The organism is uncultured Senegalimassilia sp. (assembly GCF_902464545.1).
Classification (GTDB): domain Bacteria; phylum Actinomycetota; class Coriobacteriia; order Coriobacteriales; family Eggerthellaceae; genus Senegalimassilia.
In genome coordinates, this window is sequence record NZ_CABQJR010000007.1 from 63,227 (window position 1) to 79,460 (window position 16,234).

Here is a 16,234-nt window from a genome sequence, read left to right on the forward strand (position 1 = left end):
TTTATGCCGCTTCGCAACTTACCAACTGATGCCGCAACGTCGCTGGCTCAGATGATCGATATTCGCCCAGGTCAGGTGTCGAGCATGGCGCTTACGCGCAATGCTGGGTTCGACCTTACGCTGCTGGCGTTTGCACCGGGTGAAAGCGTGAGCGAGGAAGAATACTTCGGCGATGTGCTGTATTACCTGGTGGAGGGCGCGGCATGCGTTGTGCTGCCGGAAAGCCGCATTGTGCTTGAGGCTGGTCAGGTGTTGCGTGTCCCCGCGCATGTTGAACATGCCGTGGAAGACGCGGGCGGCGAAGGCTTCAAGCTGCTGCAGCTGAATGCGCACGAGTAAGCGTTTGCTGGAGCTGGCCCATCCTTAAGCCGGTTTATATCGGTGACCGGAAGGATAGAGGTAGTGAGAAACACAGGCATCGTGGCAGGTCAACGACGTGTCACGATGATGCAGCAAGAAAGGAAATCCCATGGCAGAACTCATTAAAAACGTGGAGCATGCAAGCATTTTCACTCTGAAGGACCTGGTGGAAATCGAACCGGGCCGCGTGAACAGCCTTACGTTGTCGCAGACGCCGGGCTGCAAAATGACGGTGTTCGCCATTGACGCCGACGAGGGCATGTCAAGCCACGCAGCGTCGGGCGACGCGCTCATCACAGTGCTCGAGGGCACGGGCGAAATCACCGTTAACGACGTGCCGCACCAGCTTTCCGCAGGTCAATCTATCGTCATGACCTCGGGAAGCCCGCACAGCGTGCGCGGCGTTACCCCGTTCAAAATGCAGCTTACGGTGGTGAAGCCCTCAGAATAGCAAAAGCGGGACAGACTTGCTTGAAGCTTGACCGCGCTCTCGGGCTTAAGTTGGGTGCGTTCGGGATTACTATTGCTCGAAGTCCACGTCCTTGCTTTCGCGGAAGAACACGAGCGCGACCAGGGCGATTGCGGCCATCGCGCCCAGGCACCAACCAAGCGCCTGGATGCCGAAGTTCATGACCATGGCCGCGTTCTGTCCGCCGAGCAGCAGGCTGCCGAGCGGGCGGGCCAGGAAGCTCACCGCGAAGGTGACGAAGGCCAGCAGCGTGGCGAGCACCGGGTCGGACTTGGCGACATTGGTGAAGAAAATGAGTCCGAAATAGCTTGCCGCGGCGCATGGCCGCCAACCGTTCGATGACCGGTTTCGCAGTATCGGAAGTTGTTTGAGAAAAACGGCGCAGCTTGGTATATGGTGAGGTGATTTGTTTTGAGGGGGGGGGAGACTATGGCCTCGAAGAAGAATCGCTCTTCTTGGGCGAAAGAGAAAGCGCAGTTCAACGCACAGCTGGGCGGTTTCGATGCGCTCGACGACGTGTTCGCGCGGGAAGATTCGCGCCATGCTCACCTTGCGGAGGAGCGCGACAGCGCCCAGCGATATAAGGCGTGCGAATCAAAGAATCGTTACGCCACGCTGGCAGAGGCGCAGGAAAACCTTGCCTGGTGCCAGAAGCAGGGCAAACGCGGCCTGCAGATCTACGAGTGCCCCTATTGCGGCGGCTGGCATCTAACTTCCCATCCCTGGGAGGACGCCCGTTAGCGGTTTCCCTATTCCGGACAGTTAGTGCTACGTCCCCAAAGTGTCCGGATGTATGGGCAGCGACCTTCCGCGATCCTTCGGCTTTTGCCTGCTGCGCCGTTGGTTGGGTATACTGCGGCGTGGTAAGGGAAGGGGTGCGCGTGTTCAGCGATTTCGCTATCTGGTATTTGTTTCTCGCCGGCACGGCCGGAGGCGCTTTCCTGTGCGCCACGGTGATGGATGCCCGCGCGAACCCCGGCTGGGATGTGCGCCGCGTGCCGCTTTGCGCGCGATGCGGCATGTTCGGCGCCTTCGGGCTTTTGGCGCTGGCGGCGCTTATGCTGTTCTGCGATCTGGGGAACCCCTTCGATATATGGTACCTGTTCGAGAACCCGCTGCGCTCCATCGTGTCGATGGGCGCATGGCTGATCATGCTGGGCTTGGCGCTCTCGTTGGCGGCATCGGCAATGATCGCCGCAAAGGTGGACGTGCCGTATCTGTTCCGCTTCCTGGAAATCGCCGGTGCTGTGGCGGCCGTCGGCGTGATGGGCTATACCGGCGTGCTGCTGTCGTCGATGGCGGCCGTCGAGTTTTGGAACACCTGGCTTCTGGTCGCGCTGTTCGTCGTGTCCGCCGTAAGCTGCGGCTGCGCTTTTATCTCGCTCTCTGCTTTCATCCTCTCGGGATCAGCGCAAAGGTTCCCGGCGCTGAAGGGCGCTGCCCGCCTGTTGCGCGCGGCGGAGCTTGTCGAGCTGGTCGCGTTCCTTGCGTCGCGGTGGTTGGCGGGCGGCGCGGCGCAGCGGTCTTGCGAACTGCTGTTTTCGGGACAGCTTGCAGGGATCTTCTGGGGCGGGCTCGTGCTGTGCGGCTTCGTCATCCCAGTCTTCGCGGACTCGATCGCGCGCGTGGCCCCCGTGCCGGTCTTGCGGCAGATAAGCGCCGCTTCGACGTTGGCCGGCGGGCTGTGCCTGCGATATTGCGTGGTGCTCGCGGCTTCGCACACCCCGATTTCGCTGATTGTGACATAATGATAGTTCATTAGGTAAACTATGCGCTGGCGCAAGGCGCTTCGGGTCCGCGCGAAAGCAGGAAACCGGGCATGTGACGGCTCTAAGCGCCTTAAGCGAAACGCATCGATACGGAACGGGGCGGGCCATGACGGCGATCTCCAACACAAGGCAAACCGGCGAATCCGTGCTGGTCGCCGATAAGGATCTCATCACCATCGACGAGGAGAGCGGCATTCCCATTTGGATGCAGCTGCGCAACAGGCTGGTGTACTTGGTGGTGTCGGGCACGTTCCCTCCCGGCATGAAGCTGCCGACGGTGCGCGACCTGTCCTCGTCGCTGAAGGTGAACTACAACACGGTCAGCAAGGTGTATCGCGATATCGAGAAGGACGGCTACGTCATCACGCGCCGCGGCAAGGGCACGTTCGTGGCCGAGATCAACTCGAGCGGCTACGAGGCGCAAGACGCGAAAGCCGCGGTGGATATGCTGATCGACAAATTCCTGGAGCAATGCAAGGAGCTGGGGCTGTCCGAGGCGGATGCCGCCGCGGCGGTGGCGAAGCGGGCAGGGGGGATGTTCGTATGAGAAGGTTCGGACCGCAGCGCGGGCATCGCGGAAGCGAGCAGGCGGACGTCGCGTTCGCCACTGTGTCGCACGAGTCCCCCGACAACATCATCACCGAAAAGGACGCAAGCCGCGTAGGCGTGTACAGCTTCGCCCTGCTTATGTTCGCGGTGGGCTTTGCCGCCGTTTTCGCCCTCTCGTCGCCGTGGCTGAGCGTGTTCACCGTACTCGGTTCGGCGGCGGCGGGGCTTCTGCTCGCGTCGACGCTGCGCGTGGCGGCGCAATGGGAGCACGTGGCGCTGCTGCGCTTCGGCAGGTTCCGCAAGATCGCGGGCCCGGGCGTGTATGTGGTTGTGCCGTTCGTGGACTCCGTGGCGATGCACATCGACCGCCGAACCATCACCACGGCGTTCTACGCCGAGCAGGCGCTGACGTCCGACCTGGTTAGCGTGGACGTTGACGCCATCTTGTTCTGGATGGTCTACGACTCCGAGAAGGCGTGCCTCGAGGTGGCGAACTTCCCGCAGGCCGTGCGCCGCGCGGCGCAGACGGCGGTGCGCGACGCCATCGGCCAGGTAACGCTCGCCGAGCTTTCCGTCCGCCGTCGCCAGCTCGATCATGAGCTGCAGGAGTTTATGGCCGAAAAGTGCGAGGAGTGGGGCATCAGCGTCATCTCCGTGGAGATCCGCAACATTAAGATCCCGAAGGAGCTGCAGGACTCGTTGGCGCGAGAGGCCCAGGCCGAGCGCGAGCGCGACGCCCGCGTGCTGCTGGCAGACGTCGAGCGCGAAATCTCGGAGATGTACGTGGAGGCGGCACGCGTGTACAACGAGGAGCCGGGCGCCATGCAGCTGCGCGCCATGAACCTTTCCTACGAAAGCGCCCGCGACGGCAAGGGCGTCCTCCTTGCGCCCAGCAGCTTGGCCGACGGCTTCGTCGACCTGGGCAAGGATATGGCGAAGTAGCCGGAAATGCTTCGGGCTTGCACTGCTGCAGCTGCCGATTCGATGGACTCAAAAGGCAAACAAGTCGGGAAATCACCTGCTGCAGCAGGTAACAAGCAAACGTTTCCGCAGGTAGAAAATATTCTTTGCAAAACATAACCATTGAACTATTGAACTAGTTCAACATAAGAGTAATATACGGCTCGAGAGGTTGGCCATCCATGGTATGCACGAATGGGGGAGCTTGATCTCGGGCCGTTTCTTTCGCGCGGTTGCAAACGGGCGGAGGCGCGCGGTACGGGGTCGATGCTTTCGGAGAGATAACCGAGGAGGAGAGATGACGGGAACGCAAAGCGCAAGCCGCGGTTTGACCCGTAGGGATTTTCTCAAGGTCGGCGTTGCGGGAGCGACGGGCTTGGCTGCCGCCGGTTCCATGACCGGCTGCGGCGCCTGGCTGGGCGCCGCCACGCAGCAGGCTGCCGATGAGAAGACCGTATACACGCTGCACCAGTTCATGTGCACGGGGCGTTGCTCGCTCAAATGCACGGTGCGTGACGGCCGCTTGGCCATGATCCAGCCCAACGACACGGTCGATCCGTACTACCGCCACGTATGCGTGAAGGGCATTTCCGAGATCCAGCACGTTTACAGCGATGAGCGCCTGCAGTCGCCCATGCGCCGCGTCGGCGCACGCGGCGAGGGTTCGTTCGAGGTGATCAGCTGGGACGAGGCCATCAAGACGGTGGGCGACGAGCTGAGGAAGGCCTGGGACAAGTACGGCAAGCAGTCCGTGTACATGTCCGCTTCCAATGAGCCGCGCTTTGGTTTCCTGCCTGCGCTTCTGGGCTGCGCCACCGGCGTCGAGCCCGGCATCGACCGCGGCACGGGCAACGGCTCCGCGCCGGCCATCGGCGGCGACGTGTTCGGCGGCGGCACGAACGAGACGCGCGACTGGGTGAACACCAAGACGCTCGTGATCTCCGGCACCAACCTGCTGGAAAGCTCCATGATGCAATCCAACACGTTCCTGGACGCGAAGAAGGCCGGCTGCGAGATCATCGTGCTCGACCCGCACTTCTCCACCACGGCCGGCAAGGCCAGCAAGTGGATCCCCGTGATCCCGGGCACCGACGCGGCGTTCTACCTGGGCATGGTCAGCTACATCCTGGACAACAAGCTGTATAACGAAGCTTACATGCGCGAGCATACGTCGTTCCCGTTCCTCATGGACGAGGCCACGGGCAAGCTGCTGCGCACGGGCGCGGCTTGGGGAACCGACGAGGAGACCGGCGAGCCGGTCGATCCCGGCGATTTCATGGTGTGGGACGCTGCCAAGGGCGCGGCGGTCCCGTACGCCGAGGCCGTTGCCACCGCTGCGCTCGAGGGCTCGTTCGACGTTGACGGCAAGAAGGCCATCACCGTGCTCGAAAGCCTCAAGCGCAACCAGCGTCCGTACACGTGCGAGTGGGCCGAGGGCGTTTGCGGCGCAAGCGCCGAGACGATCGCCGAGGTGGCGCGCAAGTACGCCACGAGCGGCCCGGCGTACCTGGCGTTCGGCCAGGGCGGCTCCGACAAGTACTCCAATCCCGACATCATCGGCCATGCCGGCATGGTGCTGGTGTCGCTCACGGGCAATATCGGCAAGCCCGGCTGCGGCATCGGCCACGGCATCGGCGGCGGCGGTTACAGCGTCGCGCTGGGCGAATGGGAGCTTCCCGAGCAGTTCAAGCCCGCTAAGCTGGACGTCCGCTCCGACCGCTTCCCCGATCGCGATGGCGGCGTGCATGTGATCATCTCGTTGGGCAACACGTTCCAGCAGTACTGGGCGAACATGAACAAGACGCGCGGATGGATCGACTCGCTGGACTTCATCGTCCACATCGGCATGTACTACGAGGACACGGTGAAGTACGCCGACATCGTGCTGCCGGTGTGCAGCAAGTTCGAGGACACCGTCGAGCACTCGATCGTGCGCAGCGACTACAACCATGTGAACCTGCAGACGAAGTGCATCGACCCGCTGTTCGAGAGCAAGCCCGACTTCGACGTTATGCGCCTTATCGCCGAGGAGATGGGCGTGGGCGAGTATCTGCCCAAGACCGCGGAGGAACTGGTGCGCTACCAGATCGAGCACTCCGAGGACCTAGCCGAGCAGGGCATCACGCTGGCCGAGCTGGAGAAGAACCACGGCAGCATGAAGATGGCCGACGTCGACGAGCCGCGCCGCGCCTACACCGACCTCAAGTTCGAAACCCCCACCACGCGCATGGAGCCGTACTACGAGGCATGGAAGCCTTGCGAGCAGGCATGGCCGAACTGGGAGGAGAACAACGAGGCGTACGTCGGCAACCCGCTGGCGGAGAAGTACCCGCTGCAGTTCACGCAGACGCGCACCCGTTTCTCCAACCACTCGCACTTCAAGGCGGCGAAGTGGGTGCAGCAATTCGCCAAGCCCACGCTGGAGCTGAACCCGGCCGACATGGCCTCGCGCGGCATCGCCGACGGGGACCTGGTGGAGGCGTTCAACGACCGCGGCTCGTTCAAGTGCGTGGCGCGCGCGAACAACGCCGTGCGCCCCGGATCCTGCCGCACCTGGGAAGCGGGCTGGAGCAAGTACATCGAGGAGGGGAACACGCAGAACGTCACGAACGATCACGTGAACCCGCGCGATGAGTACCTGCCCACCGGCGCGCCCATCCCGTACAACGACACCCTTGTCGAAGTGAAGAAAGCGTAGGTGATATGCCATGACGAAACTTGCAATCGGTATCAACCTTGATCGCTGCATCGGCTGTCACACCTGCGCGAACGCTTGCAAGATGCAGAACAACGTGCCCGACGGCATGCTGTGGAACCGCGTGATCACCGAGGGCTGCGATGCCATCGACGGCGCCGTGGGCGAGTATCCCAACTTGACGCGCACCTATGTGCCCCTGGCGTGCCAGCACTGCGAGAACCCGGCTTGCCTGAAGGTGTGCCCGACCGGCGCCACGTACAAAGACGAGCAGGGCCGTGTGGAGATCGATTACGACCGCTGCATCGGCTGCCGCATGTGCATGGCCGCCTGCCCCTTCAACGCCCGCGTGTTCAACTGGGAAGACCCTCAGCGCGACGGCGATTTCAACTGGGGCGACGCGCGGGTGCCCGTGCGCACCCGCGGCGTGATGGAGAAGTGCACGCTGTGCAAGGAGCGCACCGATGCCGGGGAGGAGCCGATGTGCGTGGTGTGCTGCCCGACGCACGCCCGCGTGTTCGGCGATCTGGACGACCCGAACTCGGAGCTGGCGCAGCTGCGCGCCACGAAGGGCAAGAGCGTGCATATTCTGCTGGAAGAGAAGGGCACGAAGCCCCAAGTCTTCTACTTCGACGAGTAAAGGGGTGCCGTTATGAAACTTTCGGCTCAGTCTAAGATCGGCGTCGGCGTTCTGGCGGCGATCATGGTGATCGGCTTCTGCGCCTACCTGTTCCAGCTGACGCAGGGCCTGTGCGTGACGGGCATGTCCAACGGCGTGTCGTGGGGCCTGTACATCACGTGTTTCATGTTCTTCGTCGGCCTGTCCGCCGGCGGCCTGATCGTGGCAAGCTCGGCGCACGTGTTCGGCATCGAGTCGTTCAAGCGCGTGTCCATGCCCGCGGTCATCACCTCCACGGTGTGCATCCTGTGCGCAGGCGCGTTCATTCTGATCGACCTGGGCGGCATCCAGCGCATCTGGAACATGTTTATCCACTTGAACTTCACCAGCCCGCTGGCGTGGGACATGTGCGTCATCACGACGTACCTGGTCATCAACGTGCTGGACATCATCTGGCTGCGTCGCGGCGATGAGCGCAAGGTGAAGATGCTGTCGTACGTGGCGCTGCCGGTCGCCATCCTGGTGCACAGCGTGACGGCGTGGATCTTCGGCCTGGAGATCGCCAAAGAGGGCTGGTACTCGGCCATCATGGCCCCCATCTTCGTGGCATCGGCCTGCGACTCGGGCTTGGCGCTTCTGATGGTGGTCCTGGCGGCGGTGCGCAAGGCCGGCGTGTTCGATTGCGGTCGCGAGCTGTTCGCGAACCTGGCGCGCTTGCTGGCCACGTTCATCGCGGTGGATGCGTTCTTCATCGGCTGCGAGCTTCTGACCACGGCGTATCCGGGGACCGAGGGCGCATCCCATGTGCTCGGCATCATGACCTCGGGCGCGACTGCACCGTTTTTCTGGTTCGAGATCCTGGGCGGCCTGTTGCTCCCGTTCGTGCTGCTGGCGTCCGCTAAGCGCCGCGAGCGCACGGGCGTGGTGGTTGCCGCCAGCGCCCTGGTGATGTGCGGCGTGTTTTGCAAGCGTGTGTGGCTGCTGTTCACCAGCTTCGCGGTCACGAACGTGTACGGCGCGCCGGGCATTTCGTCCGGGTCGACCGCGGCGCGCGGCGCCGACGGGTTCGACATGTGGGCGCTTGCCGGGTCGTACATGCCGCAGCCGGTCGAGTTCGCCGTGGTGGCGGCGGTGGTGAGCTTCTGCATCCTGGGCATCGCGCTTCTGTCGAAGAAGCTGGTTGCGAAGGCGTAAGGCCATGTTGCGCGGCGCCCCATACCGGGGCGACGCGGACGGCGCTTCTTGATGGCGTAACGGGTCGTTTGGTTTGAAAGGACGGGAAATGCGTTCGATGACGGGCGAGGAATGGATGGTCGCATCCCAGCTGTATGCGTTTTTGGGCAATAGCCTGCTGTCTCCTATGAGCCGTACGGAATCGGTCGGCCTGGATCCGGCGTTCTGGCGCGAGCTGGGCGGCCTGCTCGATGGCGCGCTGGCCGATTCGGCCGAGTCGTTGGCGTCTTGGGCCAAGCGCGCGTCTGCCGATGCCGCCCGCTCCGAGGTGGTGCAGCGCGTGTCCGTCGAGTTCACTAAGCTGTTCGTCGGCCCTCCGAAGCCGGCGGCCGCACCTTGGGAGTCCGCCAACGGCCCCGTTGATTCGCATGTCGGCTTCGGCGAGGCGACGTTCGCCATGCGTGAGCGCTTGCGCGCCCTCGGCCTGGAGCTGTGCAACGAGAACAACCAGTACGAGGACCATGTGGGTATCGAGTTGCTGTACCTGTCCGAGCTTTGCCGCCGGGCATCGGAAGAACCCTCCGGCGCCGCCGCCTGCGATGTGGCCGCACCGGATGCGGAGGAGATCGCGTCGTTTATTCGCGAGCATCCGCTTGCCTGGGTGCCCCGTCTTCGCGAGAAGGTGGCGGCGTCGCAGCCGGAGGGCTATTTCGTTCGCTTGCTTGATTTTGCGCTGGCGTTGCTGAAGCGGCAGGCGTGATCGGTTGACCCGCGGCGGGTGTTCCCGTTCCAGGGATTCGCGGCGCGCGAAGCCAGAAACTGCCGGTTAGGCGGTGCGTCCTTCGGGGCGCACCGCCTTTTGCGTTTTAGCGGGCGGTGGTGAGGCGGGCTTGGTAGCCGCAGAGGGTTTCCGCGTAGCAGCCCGCATCGCCGAGCGCCGCCTCGAGCGTGCGCCTGGCCAGGCTGTAGTCGTTGTTGTTCTGCGACACGTGCATGGCAACCACCGTTTGCGGCAGGCGCTGGCCCGCTGCGCGCGATTCGGCTACCAGCGTGCTGAGCTCGGCGGCCGCCTGGCCGTTGGACAGGTGGCCGCTGTTCGACGCGATGCGTTGCTTGATGACGTACGGGTAGGGCCCGGCGGCCAGCATCTTCGGGTCGTGGTTGCTCTCCAGCGCCAGGATGCGCACGTCGCGCAGCGCCGCGTGCGCCTGCGCCGTGACGATGCCGGAGTCCGTCAAGTAGCCCACCGCGTCGCCATCGGCGGCGTCTTCGATACGGAAGCCGAACGACGCGGCGGCATCGTGGCTGGTGGCGAAGGGGATGATGCGCATGCCCGCTGTCTCGACGGCGCCGGGGCCGGTCGCCATCTCGCGGACGTCGAACGCCTCGGCCACCTTCGCCAGCGCGCTGCTGTTCGCCGTGCACGCGCCCGCCGCGAACACCGGCGGCACGTTGCCGATTTTCGCCAGCCCGCGCAGCACCACGCCGAGGCCCTTTACGTGGTCGCCGTGCTCGTGCGTCACGAACATAGCCTGGATGCGGCCGGGATCGAAGCCGGCCGCATCGCAGCGGTTGAGGAAGTCGCGCTTGCAGATGCCGCAGTCGATCAGCACGCCGGCGCCGGTGGCGGTGTTCTCGACCACCGCGGCGTTCCCCGAGCTTCCGCTGGCCAATACGTGCAATGCGAGCATGTCGATCCTCCGTGATCCGCTATCCAATCAAAACGTTCCCCATACTAGCAGCATTCTGCGGGGCACGTTGGCATCACCTGTAAAGGGCAGGCAATCCCCTTGCGTGCCCGCTTGAAAACGCGGGAGGGAAGGCCGGCTCTGCGTGAACAGGGGGACGGAGGTGCGTTCAAGGTCGATCCTCGCGCTTTCGGCAACGTATCGCGAACACACCTCCGTCCCCTGTTCGCGTTCGCGCCCGCATGCGCAAACAAGCCCCGCCCGGATAACCGGACGGGGCTTGAAAACCAGGTCAAACGATAAAGCGCCAGCGCGGCGCTGCGGCGTTATTCTGCCTTCGCGTCCTTGCCGGCGGTGCGGGCCAGGATGTTGGCGTAGATGGCGCCGGAGATGTTGTGCCACACGCTGAACACGGCGCCGGGCACGGCGGCTAGCGGCATGGTTGCGAAGTGCATGGTGGCAAGCGAGGTGGCAAGGCCGGAGTTCTGCATGCCGACTTCGATGGACAGCGTGCGCATCTGCGCCTTCGACAGGCCGAGCGTGCGGCCCACGAAATAGCCCAGCGCGTAACCGCAGACGTTGTGCAGCATGACCACCACGATGATCAGCGCGCCGACGGTCGCCAGCTTGGCGGCGTTGGCGGACACCACGGCCATGATGATCAGCGAGATGGCGATGACGGAGACGAGCGGCAGCACCTTGGAGCAGGCCTGGGCAACCTTGGACGCCACGGCGTTGATGACGAAGCCCAGCGCGATGGGCACGAGCACCACCTGCACGATGGACAGCAGCATGCTGACATAGCTGACGTCGACGCTCTGGCCGGCAAGCAGCAGCACGAGCGCCGGGGTGACGACCGGGGCCATGATGGTGGTGCACGCGGTCATGCCGACGGACAGCGCCACGTCGCCCTTGGACAGGTACGTCATGACGTTGGAGGAGGTGCCGCCGGGGCAGCAGCCGACAAGCATGACGCCCACGGCAAGCTCGGTAGGCAGCTGGAAGACAAGGCACAGCACCCAGGCGATCAGCGGCATGATGATGAACTGGGACAGGATGCCGGTGATCACGGCCTTCGGCTTGGTGAACACCACCTTGAAGTCGCCGAGCTTGAGCGTCATGCCCATGCCGAACATGACGATGCCGAGCAGCGGGTTGACCCAGCTGGTGGGCAGCGCCGCATGCACGGGCGCGGGCGCGACGAAGGCGATGATGGCGACCGCAAGCGCGATGATGGCCATCCATTTGCCGGCGAAGTCGCTGATCTTCTCAAGGACCTTCATGATGAAACCTTTCTAACGTGCGCGCGTTGCTGGGGAAGGGGACGCTGCGCCGACGAAGCCCGCATATGCGGCGTTTGACCGGTGAACAGGGGACGGAGGTGTGTTCACGATGCCTTGTCGAAAACGCGAGGATCGACCGTGAACACACCTCTGTCCCCTGTTCACGAGGAGCTCGGTCTGCGGCATGTCCGCTGCCCCAGAAACGCAAATGAGCCCCGCCCGGGTATCCGGGCGGGGCTCGAAAAACTAGGACAAACGCGAGTATAGCCATTCGTCGGCAAAATGTTACCGACAACCGAATAATTCCCTACTTGTTGAATAGGGAATGGGACCGGCGAGAACGAAACGCCCGGCGAACAGGGGACGGAGGTGCGTTCACGACGCTTTGCCCAAAACGCGAGGAATAACCCTGAACACACCTCCGTCCCCTGTTCGTCCACGTCCCGTAGCTCCGTTCCCCGCAAAACCAAAAAAGCCGGGAGGGGCTAACCCCTCCCGGCTTTGCGATGGCGGTTTCGCGCTCCTATTCGCCGATGATCTCGGACAGGGTGCGCCAGCCCAGCTCGGCGCACTTCACGCGCGCGGGCATGTGGCTGATGCTTTCCAGCTGGGCCGCCTCGTCGAGGTCTTCCTTCTCCTCGTCGGTGAGCGTCTCGCCCTTGACCATCTTCATGAACAGGCCGCACAGACGGCGCGCCTCCTCGACGGTCTCGCCGGTGACCAGGTCGGCCATCATGTCGGCGGATGCCTGCGAGACGGCGCAGCCGTGGCCGGTGAACGCGGCCTCCTCGATGACGCCGTTCTCGATGCGCAGCTTCAGCACCATCTCGTCGCCGCAGCTGGGGTTCACGCCCTCGTGCTCGTCGGTGGCGCCCTCCATGTCGTACTTGTAGTCGGGATGCGCGTTGTGCTCCATGAGCGCGGCGGTGTAGATGTTAGCCATTGAAGGTCCTCCAAACGTTGCCGAGGCCCTCGATCAAGGCGTCGACGTCCTTCTTGTCGTTGTAGAACGCCAGGCTGGCGCGGCAGCAGGCAAGGTTCTCCACGCCCAGCCAGGTGAGCAGCGGCTGCGCGCAATGGTGCCCGGCGCGGATGGCAACCTGGTCCATGTCCAAGATGCTGGCCACGTCGTGCGGGTGGATGCCGTCGACGTTGAAGCTGATGACGCCGTGGTGCATGTCGGGGTCGGGGCTGCCGATGATGGTGACGAAGGGCAGCTTCGCCATTTCGTCCATGCAGTAGCGCACGAGCGCCTGCTCGCGCGCGGCGATGACGTCGAGGCCCACCGACTCCACGTAGGCGATGGCCGCCGCGGTGGCGTAGATGCCGGCGGCGTCCTGCGTGCCGGCCTCGAACTTCTCGGGCACGGGCGCCCAGGTGGCGTCCTGCTCGGTGACCGAGTCGATCATCTCGCCGCCCGTGAGGAACGGCGGCATGGCGTTGAGCAGCTCGTCGCGGCCCCACAGCACGCCCATGCCGAACGGGCCGAACAGCTTGTGCGCGGAGAAGGCGAAGAAGTCGGCGCCGATGGCCTGCACGTCCACATGGATGTGCGGCGTGGACTGCGCGCCGTCGACCACCAGGTAGCCGCCCTGCTCGTGCACGCGGCGGCCCAGCTCCTCGACGGGGTTCTGCACGCCAAGGACGTTGGACACGTGCACCACGGACAGGATCTTGGTCTTCGGGCCGATCTTCGCGTCCATCTCCTCGGGCGTGATGACGCCGTTCTCGTCAGGGTAAAGGTAGACGAGCTTCGCGCCGGCCGCGCGGCAGGCCTGCTGCCACGGGATGAGGTTGGAGTGGTGCTCCATGATGGTGATGCACACCTCGTCGCCGGGCTTAAGCACGGTGGGGGCGAAGGCCTTCGCCACGATGTTGAGCGACTCGGAGGCGTTGCGCGTGAGCACGATGTCGTGCGCGTCGGGCGCGCCGATGAACTTCGCCACGCGCTGGCGGGCGATCTCGATGGCCTCGGTGGCCTCGACCGACAGGCGGTACAGGCCGCGCAGGGCGTTGGCGTTCATCTCCTCGTAGAAGCGGCGCTGCGCGTCAAGCACGGCGGCGGGGCGCTGCGCGGTGGCGGCGCTGTCCAAAAACACCAGGTCGGGATGGTTGGCAAGCAGCGGGAAGTCGCGCTTGTAGGGGTTCTCGGCGATGTTGGCGGCGCACACGATGTCGCCGGCCGTGGCCGAGGCCTGGGCGGCGTGCGCCGCGTCGGCCACGGCGCACGCCGTGCGATCGAGCTCTGCGTTGTTTGCGGAAGCTGACATAAGCTAGCCTTCCACCTCCTGATAGGGAATGCCCAGGCGGCCGGCCAGGCGGCCGACGCCCGCGCGAACGGTTTCGTCTTCGATGGTAAGCGCCGTTTCCTCCAGGGTGGCCGTGGCGAACAGGCCCTCGGCGGCTTCCTGGGAAAGGCCGCGGCACTTCAGGTAGAACAGCTGGTCGGCGGCAACGTGGCCGATGGTGGCGCCATGGTTGCCGGCCACGTCGTCCTCGTCGCACAGGATGACGGGGATGGTCTTGTTGTCCACGCGCTCGTCTACCAGAAGCACGGTCTCGCGCTCGGTGCCCTCGGCGCCCTTGCAGCCGCGCACCAGGTCGATAGTGCCGCGCAGGACCTTCTTCGACTCGCCCATGAGCGCGCCGTTGGCGTCGATGTTGCAGCGGGTCTTCTTGCCGCGATGGCGCACGACGTAGTTGAAGTCGCGCACGTCCTGGCCGGCGGCCAGGTAGCGGGTGTCCACGTCCACGCGCGACAGGTCGCCGCGCAGGTCGGTGGCCAGGCCCGTGTAGGACTTGCCGGCGCCCAGCATGCGGTGGCGAACGGTGACGAACGCGCCCTCGTCGCAGACGATGCCGGTGTCGTCGAGCGCCATCCACGTTTCGTCGAGCGTATGCACGGACGTGACGTTGACGTGGGCGTTCTCGCCGGCGAACACGCGCAGCACCACGCCCACCACGCCGCTGCCGGCGGCGGGGGAGTCAAGCGACACGGTCAGGTCGAACGCAGCGCCCGCGGGGGCCACCACGTCGATGGCGGCCACGTTGGCGGCACCGTCGACGCCGGCGATGCGCACGGTGGCCTGGCCGCGCTTGCCGGCGGCCGGCGCGAACACGGTTGCGGCGGCCTTGCCGGCGGCCTGGGACAGCCACTCGGTGGCCTGCTCGCCCATGCCGCACTCGAACGCCTCGGCCACGTTGTTCGCCATCTCCTGGCGCACGGCCTTGTGCTCGTAGGTGGAAAGCGCGGGGATGTCCAGGTCGGCGGGGTCCACGTCGGGGTCGACCGCCTTCAGGATGGCGCGCGTATCGGCGGGGCCGGCGGCGCGAGCCGCCTCGACGCGCTCCTGCCGCGCGGCCCCGGCGGGGGGGCCGGCGGCGCGAGCCGCATCGACGCGCTCCTGCAGCGCGGCCACGGCCGCGTCGAAGGCGCCCGCTTCGCCGATGAGCTCGGCGGCGGCCTCCACTTCCGCCTGGGCTGCGAAGGACAGGCCCTCGGGCAGCTCCACGGCGGTCTCGTTCATATCAAGGCGATGCCAGGTAGGCGCGGGCATCGCGTTCACGTTGCTCAAAACGTCGGCGCCCATTATCCGATCGCCCCTTCCATTTCCAGCTTGATGAGGTTGTTCATTTCCACGGCGTACTCGAGCGGCAGCTCCTTGGAAACGGGGTCGGCGAAGCCGTTCACGATCATCGTGCGGGCCTCTTCCTCCGAAATACCGCGGCTCATCAGGTAGAACACCTTGTCGTCGCCAATGCGGCCGATGGTGGCCTCATGTCCGATATCGACGTGCTTGCAGCGGATGTCCATGGCCGGGATGGTGTCGGAGCGGCTGTGATCGTCGAGCATCAGGCTCTGGCACGACACGCTGCACGCGGAGTTCTCGGCCTTCGGCGTGGCCACCACGCTGCTGCGGAACGTGGACACGCCGCCGCCCTTGGAGATGGACTTCGTCTCGATGGACGCCGAGGTCTCCGGTGCGGCGAGCACCACTTTGCAGCCGGTGTCGAGGTTCTGGCCCGTGCCGGCGAACGTGATGCCCGTGAACGTGCACGTGGACTTGCGGCCGGCCAGGATGGACATGGGGTACAGGTAGCCCACATGGCTGCCGAAGCTGCCGGACACCCATTCGATCGAGCCGCCTTCGTCGCACGTGGAGCGCTTGGTGTTGAGGTTGTACATGTTCTTCGACCAGTTCTCGATGGTCGAGTAGCGCAGGTGCGCGTTCTTGCCGACGAACAGCTCCACGGCGCCCGCGTGCAGGTTCGCCACGTTGTACTTCGGCGCGCTGCAGCCCTCGATGAAGTGCAGGTCGGCGCCGTCTTCCACGATGATGAGCGTGTGCTCGAACTGGCCCGCGCCCTTCGCGTTCAGGCGGAAGTAGCTTTGCAGCGGGAAGTCGAGCTTGGTGTCCTTCGGCACGTACACGAAGCTGCCGCCGGACCACACCGCGCCGTGCAGGGCGGCGAATTTGTGGTCGGTGGGCGGGATGAGCGTCATGAACTTCTCGCGGATGAGCGGCTCCCACTGCGGGTCGTGCAGCGCCTCCTCGATGCCGGAGTACACGATGCCCATGCGGGAGGCGGTGTCCTGCATGTTGTGGTAGACCAGCTCGGAGTCGTACTGCGCGCCGACGCCGGCCAGGTAGCTGCGCTCGGCCTCGGG

Annotated in this window: 17 protein-coding genes; 10 read left to right on the plus strand and 7 right to left on the minus strand. The window is 64.7% G+C overall.

Annotated elements, in window-relative coordinates:
* Window positions 1–3 precede the first annotated feature (3 nt).
* Together RDW26_RS03355 and RDW26_RS03360 are read left to right on the plus strand one after the other, a co-directional pair.
* Window positions 4–339, plus strand: coding sequence for a cupin domain-containing protein (locus tag RDW26_RS03355; protein WP_298628766.1), 336 nt, complete (start codon window positions 4–6; stop codon window positions 337–339).
* Between the two features lie 130 nt (window positions 340–469).
* Window positions 470–811, plus strand: a complete 342-nt coding sequence (locus RDW26_RS03360) for a cupin domain-containing protein (protein ID WP_307982517.1) — start codon at window positions 470–472, stop codon at window positions 809–811.
* A gap of 69 nt (window positions 812–880) precedes the next feature.
* Here the strand turns inward: RDW26_RS03360 and RDW26_RS03365 are convergent, their stop codons facing one another.
* The gene (locus RDW26_RS03365; protein ID WP_307982518.1) at window positions 881–1,090 is read right to left on the minus strand and encodes a hypothetical protein; all 210 of its coding nucleotides are present in this window, start codon (window positions 1,088–1,090) and stop codon (window positions 881–883) included.
* Between the two features lie 168 nt (window positions 1,091–1,258).
* On the opposite strand from RDW26_RS03365, the gene RDW26_RS03370 reads away from it, so the two are divergent.
* The 8 genes from RDW26_RS03370 to RDW26_RS03405 all read left to right on the plus strand — a co-directional run bounded on the left by RDW26_RS03370 (window position 1,259) and on the right by RDW26_RS03405 (window position 9,354).
* Window positions 1,259–1,570, plus strand: a complete 312-nt coding sequence (locus RDW26_RS03370) for a hypothetical protein (RefSeq protein WP_276668179.1) — start codon at window positions 1,259–1,261, stop codon at window positions 1,568–1,570.
* A gap of 140 nt (window positions 1,571–1,710) precedes the next feature.
* Entirely contained in the window at window positions 1,711–2,577 is an 867-nt protein-coding gene (nrfD, locus tag RDW26_RS03375) for an NrfD/PsrC family molybdoenzyme membrane anchor subunit (RefSeq protein ID WP_307982519.1), read from the plus strand.
* A 127-nt stretch (window positions 2,578–2,704) separates the two neighbouring features.
* On the plus strand, window positions 2,705–3,145 hold the full coding sequence (locus tag RDW26_RS03380; protein WP_307982520.1) for a GntR family transcriptional regulator: 441 nt from the start codon (window positions 2,705–2,707) through the stop codon (window positions 3,143–3,145).
* Window positions 3,142–4,089, plus strand: a complete 948-nt coding sequence (locus RDW26_RS03385) for a slipin family protein (RefSeq protein ID WP_307982521.1) — start codon at window positions 3,142–3,144, stop codon at window positions 4,087–4,089. The genes RDW26_RS03380 and RDW26_RS03385 overlap by 4 nt, the downstream gene beginning before the upstream one ends.
* Before the next feature lie 316 nt (window positions 4,090–4,405).
* Window positions 4,406–6,805, plus strand: coding sequence for a molybdopterin-dependent oxidoreductase (locus RDW26_RS03390; RefSeq protein WP_307982522.1), 2,400 nt, complete (start codon window positions 4,406–4,408; stop codon window positions 6,803–6,805).
* Window positions 6,806–6,815: 10 nt separating this feature from the next.
* A complete protein-coding gene (locus RDW26_RS03395; RefSeq protein ID WP_303869288.1) occupies window positions 6,816–7,442 on the plus strand; it encodes a 4Fe-4S dicluster domain-containing protein in 627 nt (208 codons plus the stop codon).
* A 12-nt stretch (window positions 7,443–7,454) separates the two neighbouring features.
* Complete coding sequence (nrfD, locus tag RDW26_RS03400) at window positions 7,455–8,615, plus strand: NrfD/PsrC family molybdoenzyme membrane anchor subunit (protein ID WP_307982523.1); 1,161 nt, start codon at window positions 7,455–7,457, stop codon at window positions 8,613–8,615.
* An 88-nt stretch (window positions 8,616–8,703) separates the two neighbouring features.
* The gene (locus tag RDW26_RS03405; RefSeq protein ID WP_307982524.1) at window positions 8,704–9,354 is read left to right on the plus strand and encodes a molecular chaperone TorD family protein; all 651 of its coding nucleotides are present in this window, start codon (window positions 8,704–8,706) and stop codon (window positions 9,352–9,354) included.
* Between the two features lie 106 nt (window positions 9,355–9,460).
* Here the strand turns inward: RDW26_RS03405 and RDW26_RS03410 are convergent, their stop codons facing one another.
* The 6 genes from RDW26_RS03410 to sufB form a co-directional block, all read right to left on the minus strand.
* Window positions 9,461–10,285, minus strand: coding sequence for an MBL fold metallo-hydrolase (locus tag RDW26_RS03410; RefSeq protein ID WP_307982525.1), 825 nt, complete (start codon window positions 10,283–10,285; stop codon window positions 9,461–9,463).
* A 323-nt stretch (window positions 10,286–10,608) separates the two neighbouring features.
* Complete coding sequence (locus RDW26_RS03415; protein ID WP_307980736.1) at window positions 10,609–11,565, minus strand: bile acid:sodium symporter family protein; 957 nt, start codon at window positions 11,563–11,565, stop codon at window positions 10,609–10,611.
* A gap of 523 nt (window positions 11,566–12,088) precedes the next feature.
* A complete protein-coding gene (gene sufU / locus RDW26_RS03420; protein WP_294362959.1) occupies window positions 12,089–12,508 on the minus strand; it encodes a Fe-S cluster assembly sulfur transfer protein SufU in 420 nt (139 codons plus the stop codon).
* Window positions 12,501–13,835: an aminotransferase class V-fold PLP-dependent enzyme gene (locus RDW26_RS03425; protein ID WP_081469051.1), complete on the minus strand. Its 1,335-nt coding sequence runs from the start codon at window positions 13,833–13,835 to the stop codon at window positions 12,501–12,503. Before RDW26_RS03425 ends, sufU begins: the two co-directional genes overlap by 8 nt.
* Window positions 13,836–13,838: 3 nt before the next feature.
* Window positions 13,839–15,155, minus strand: coding sequence for a SufD family Fe-S cluster assembly protein (locus tag RDW26_RS03430; protein WP_307982526.1), 1,317 nt, complete (start codon window positions 15,153–15,155; stop codon window positions 13,839–13,841).
* Window positions 15,155–16,234 (minus strand): Fe-S cluster assembly protein SufB (gene sufB, locus RDW26_RS03435; protein ID WP_307982527.1); only part of this gene is annotated, 1,080 nt, incomplete at its 5' end. The genes sufB and RDW26_RS03430, both read right to left, overlap by 1 nt.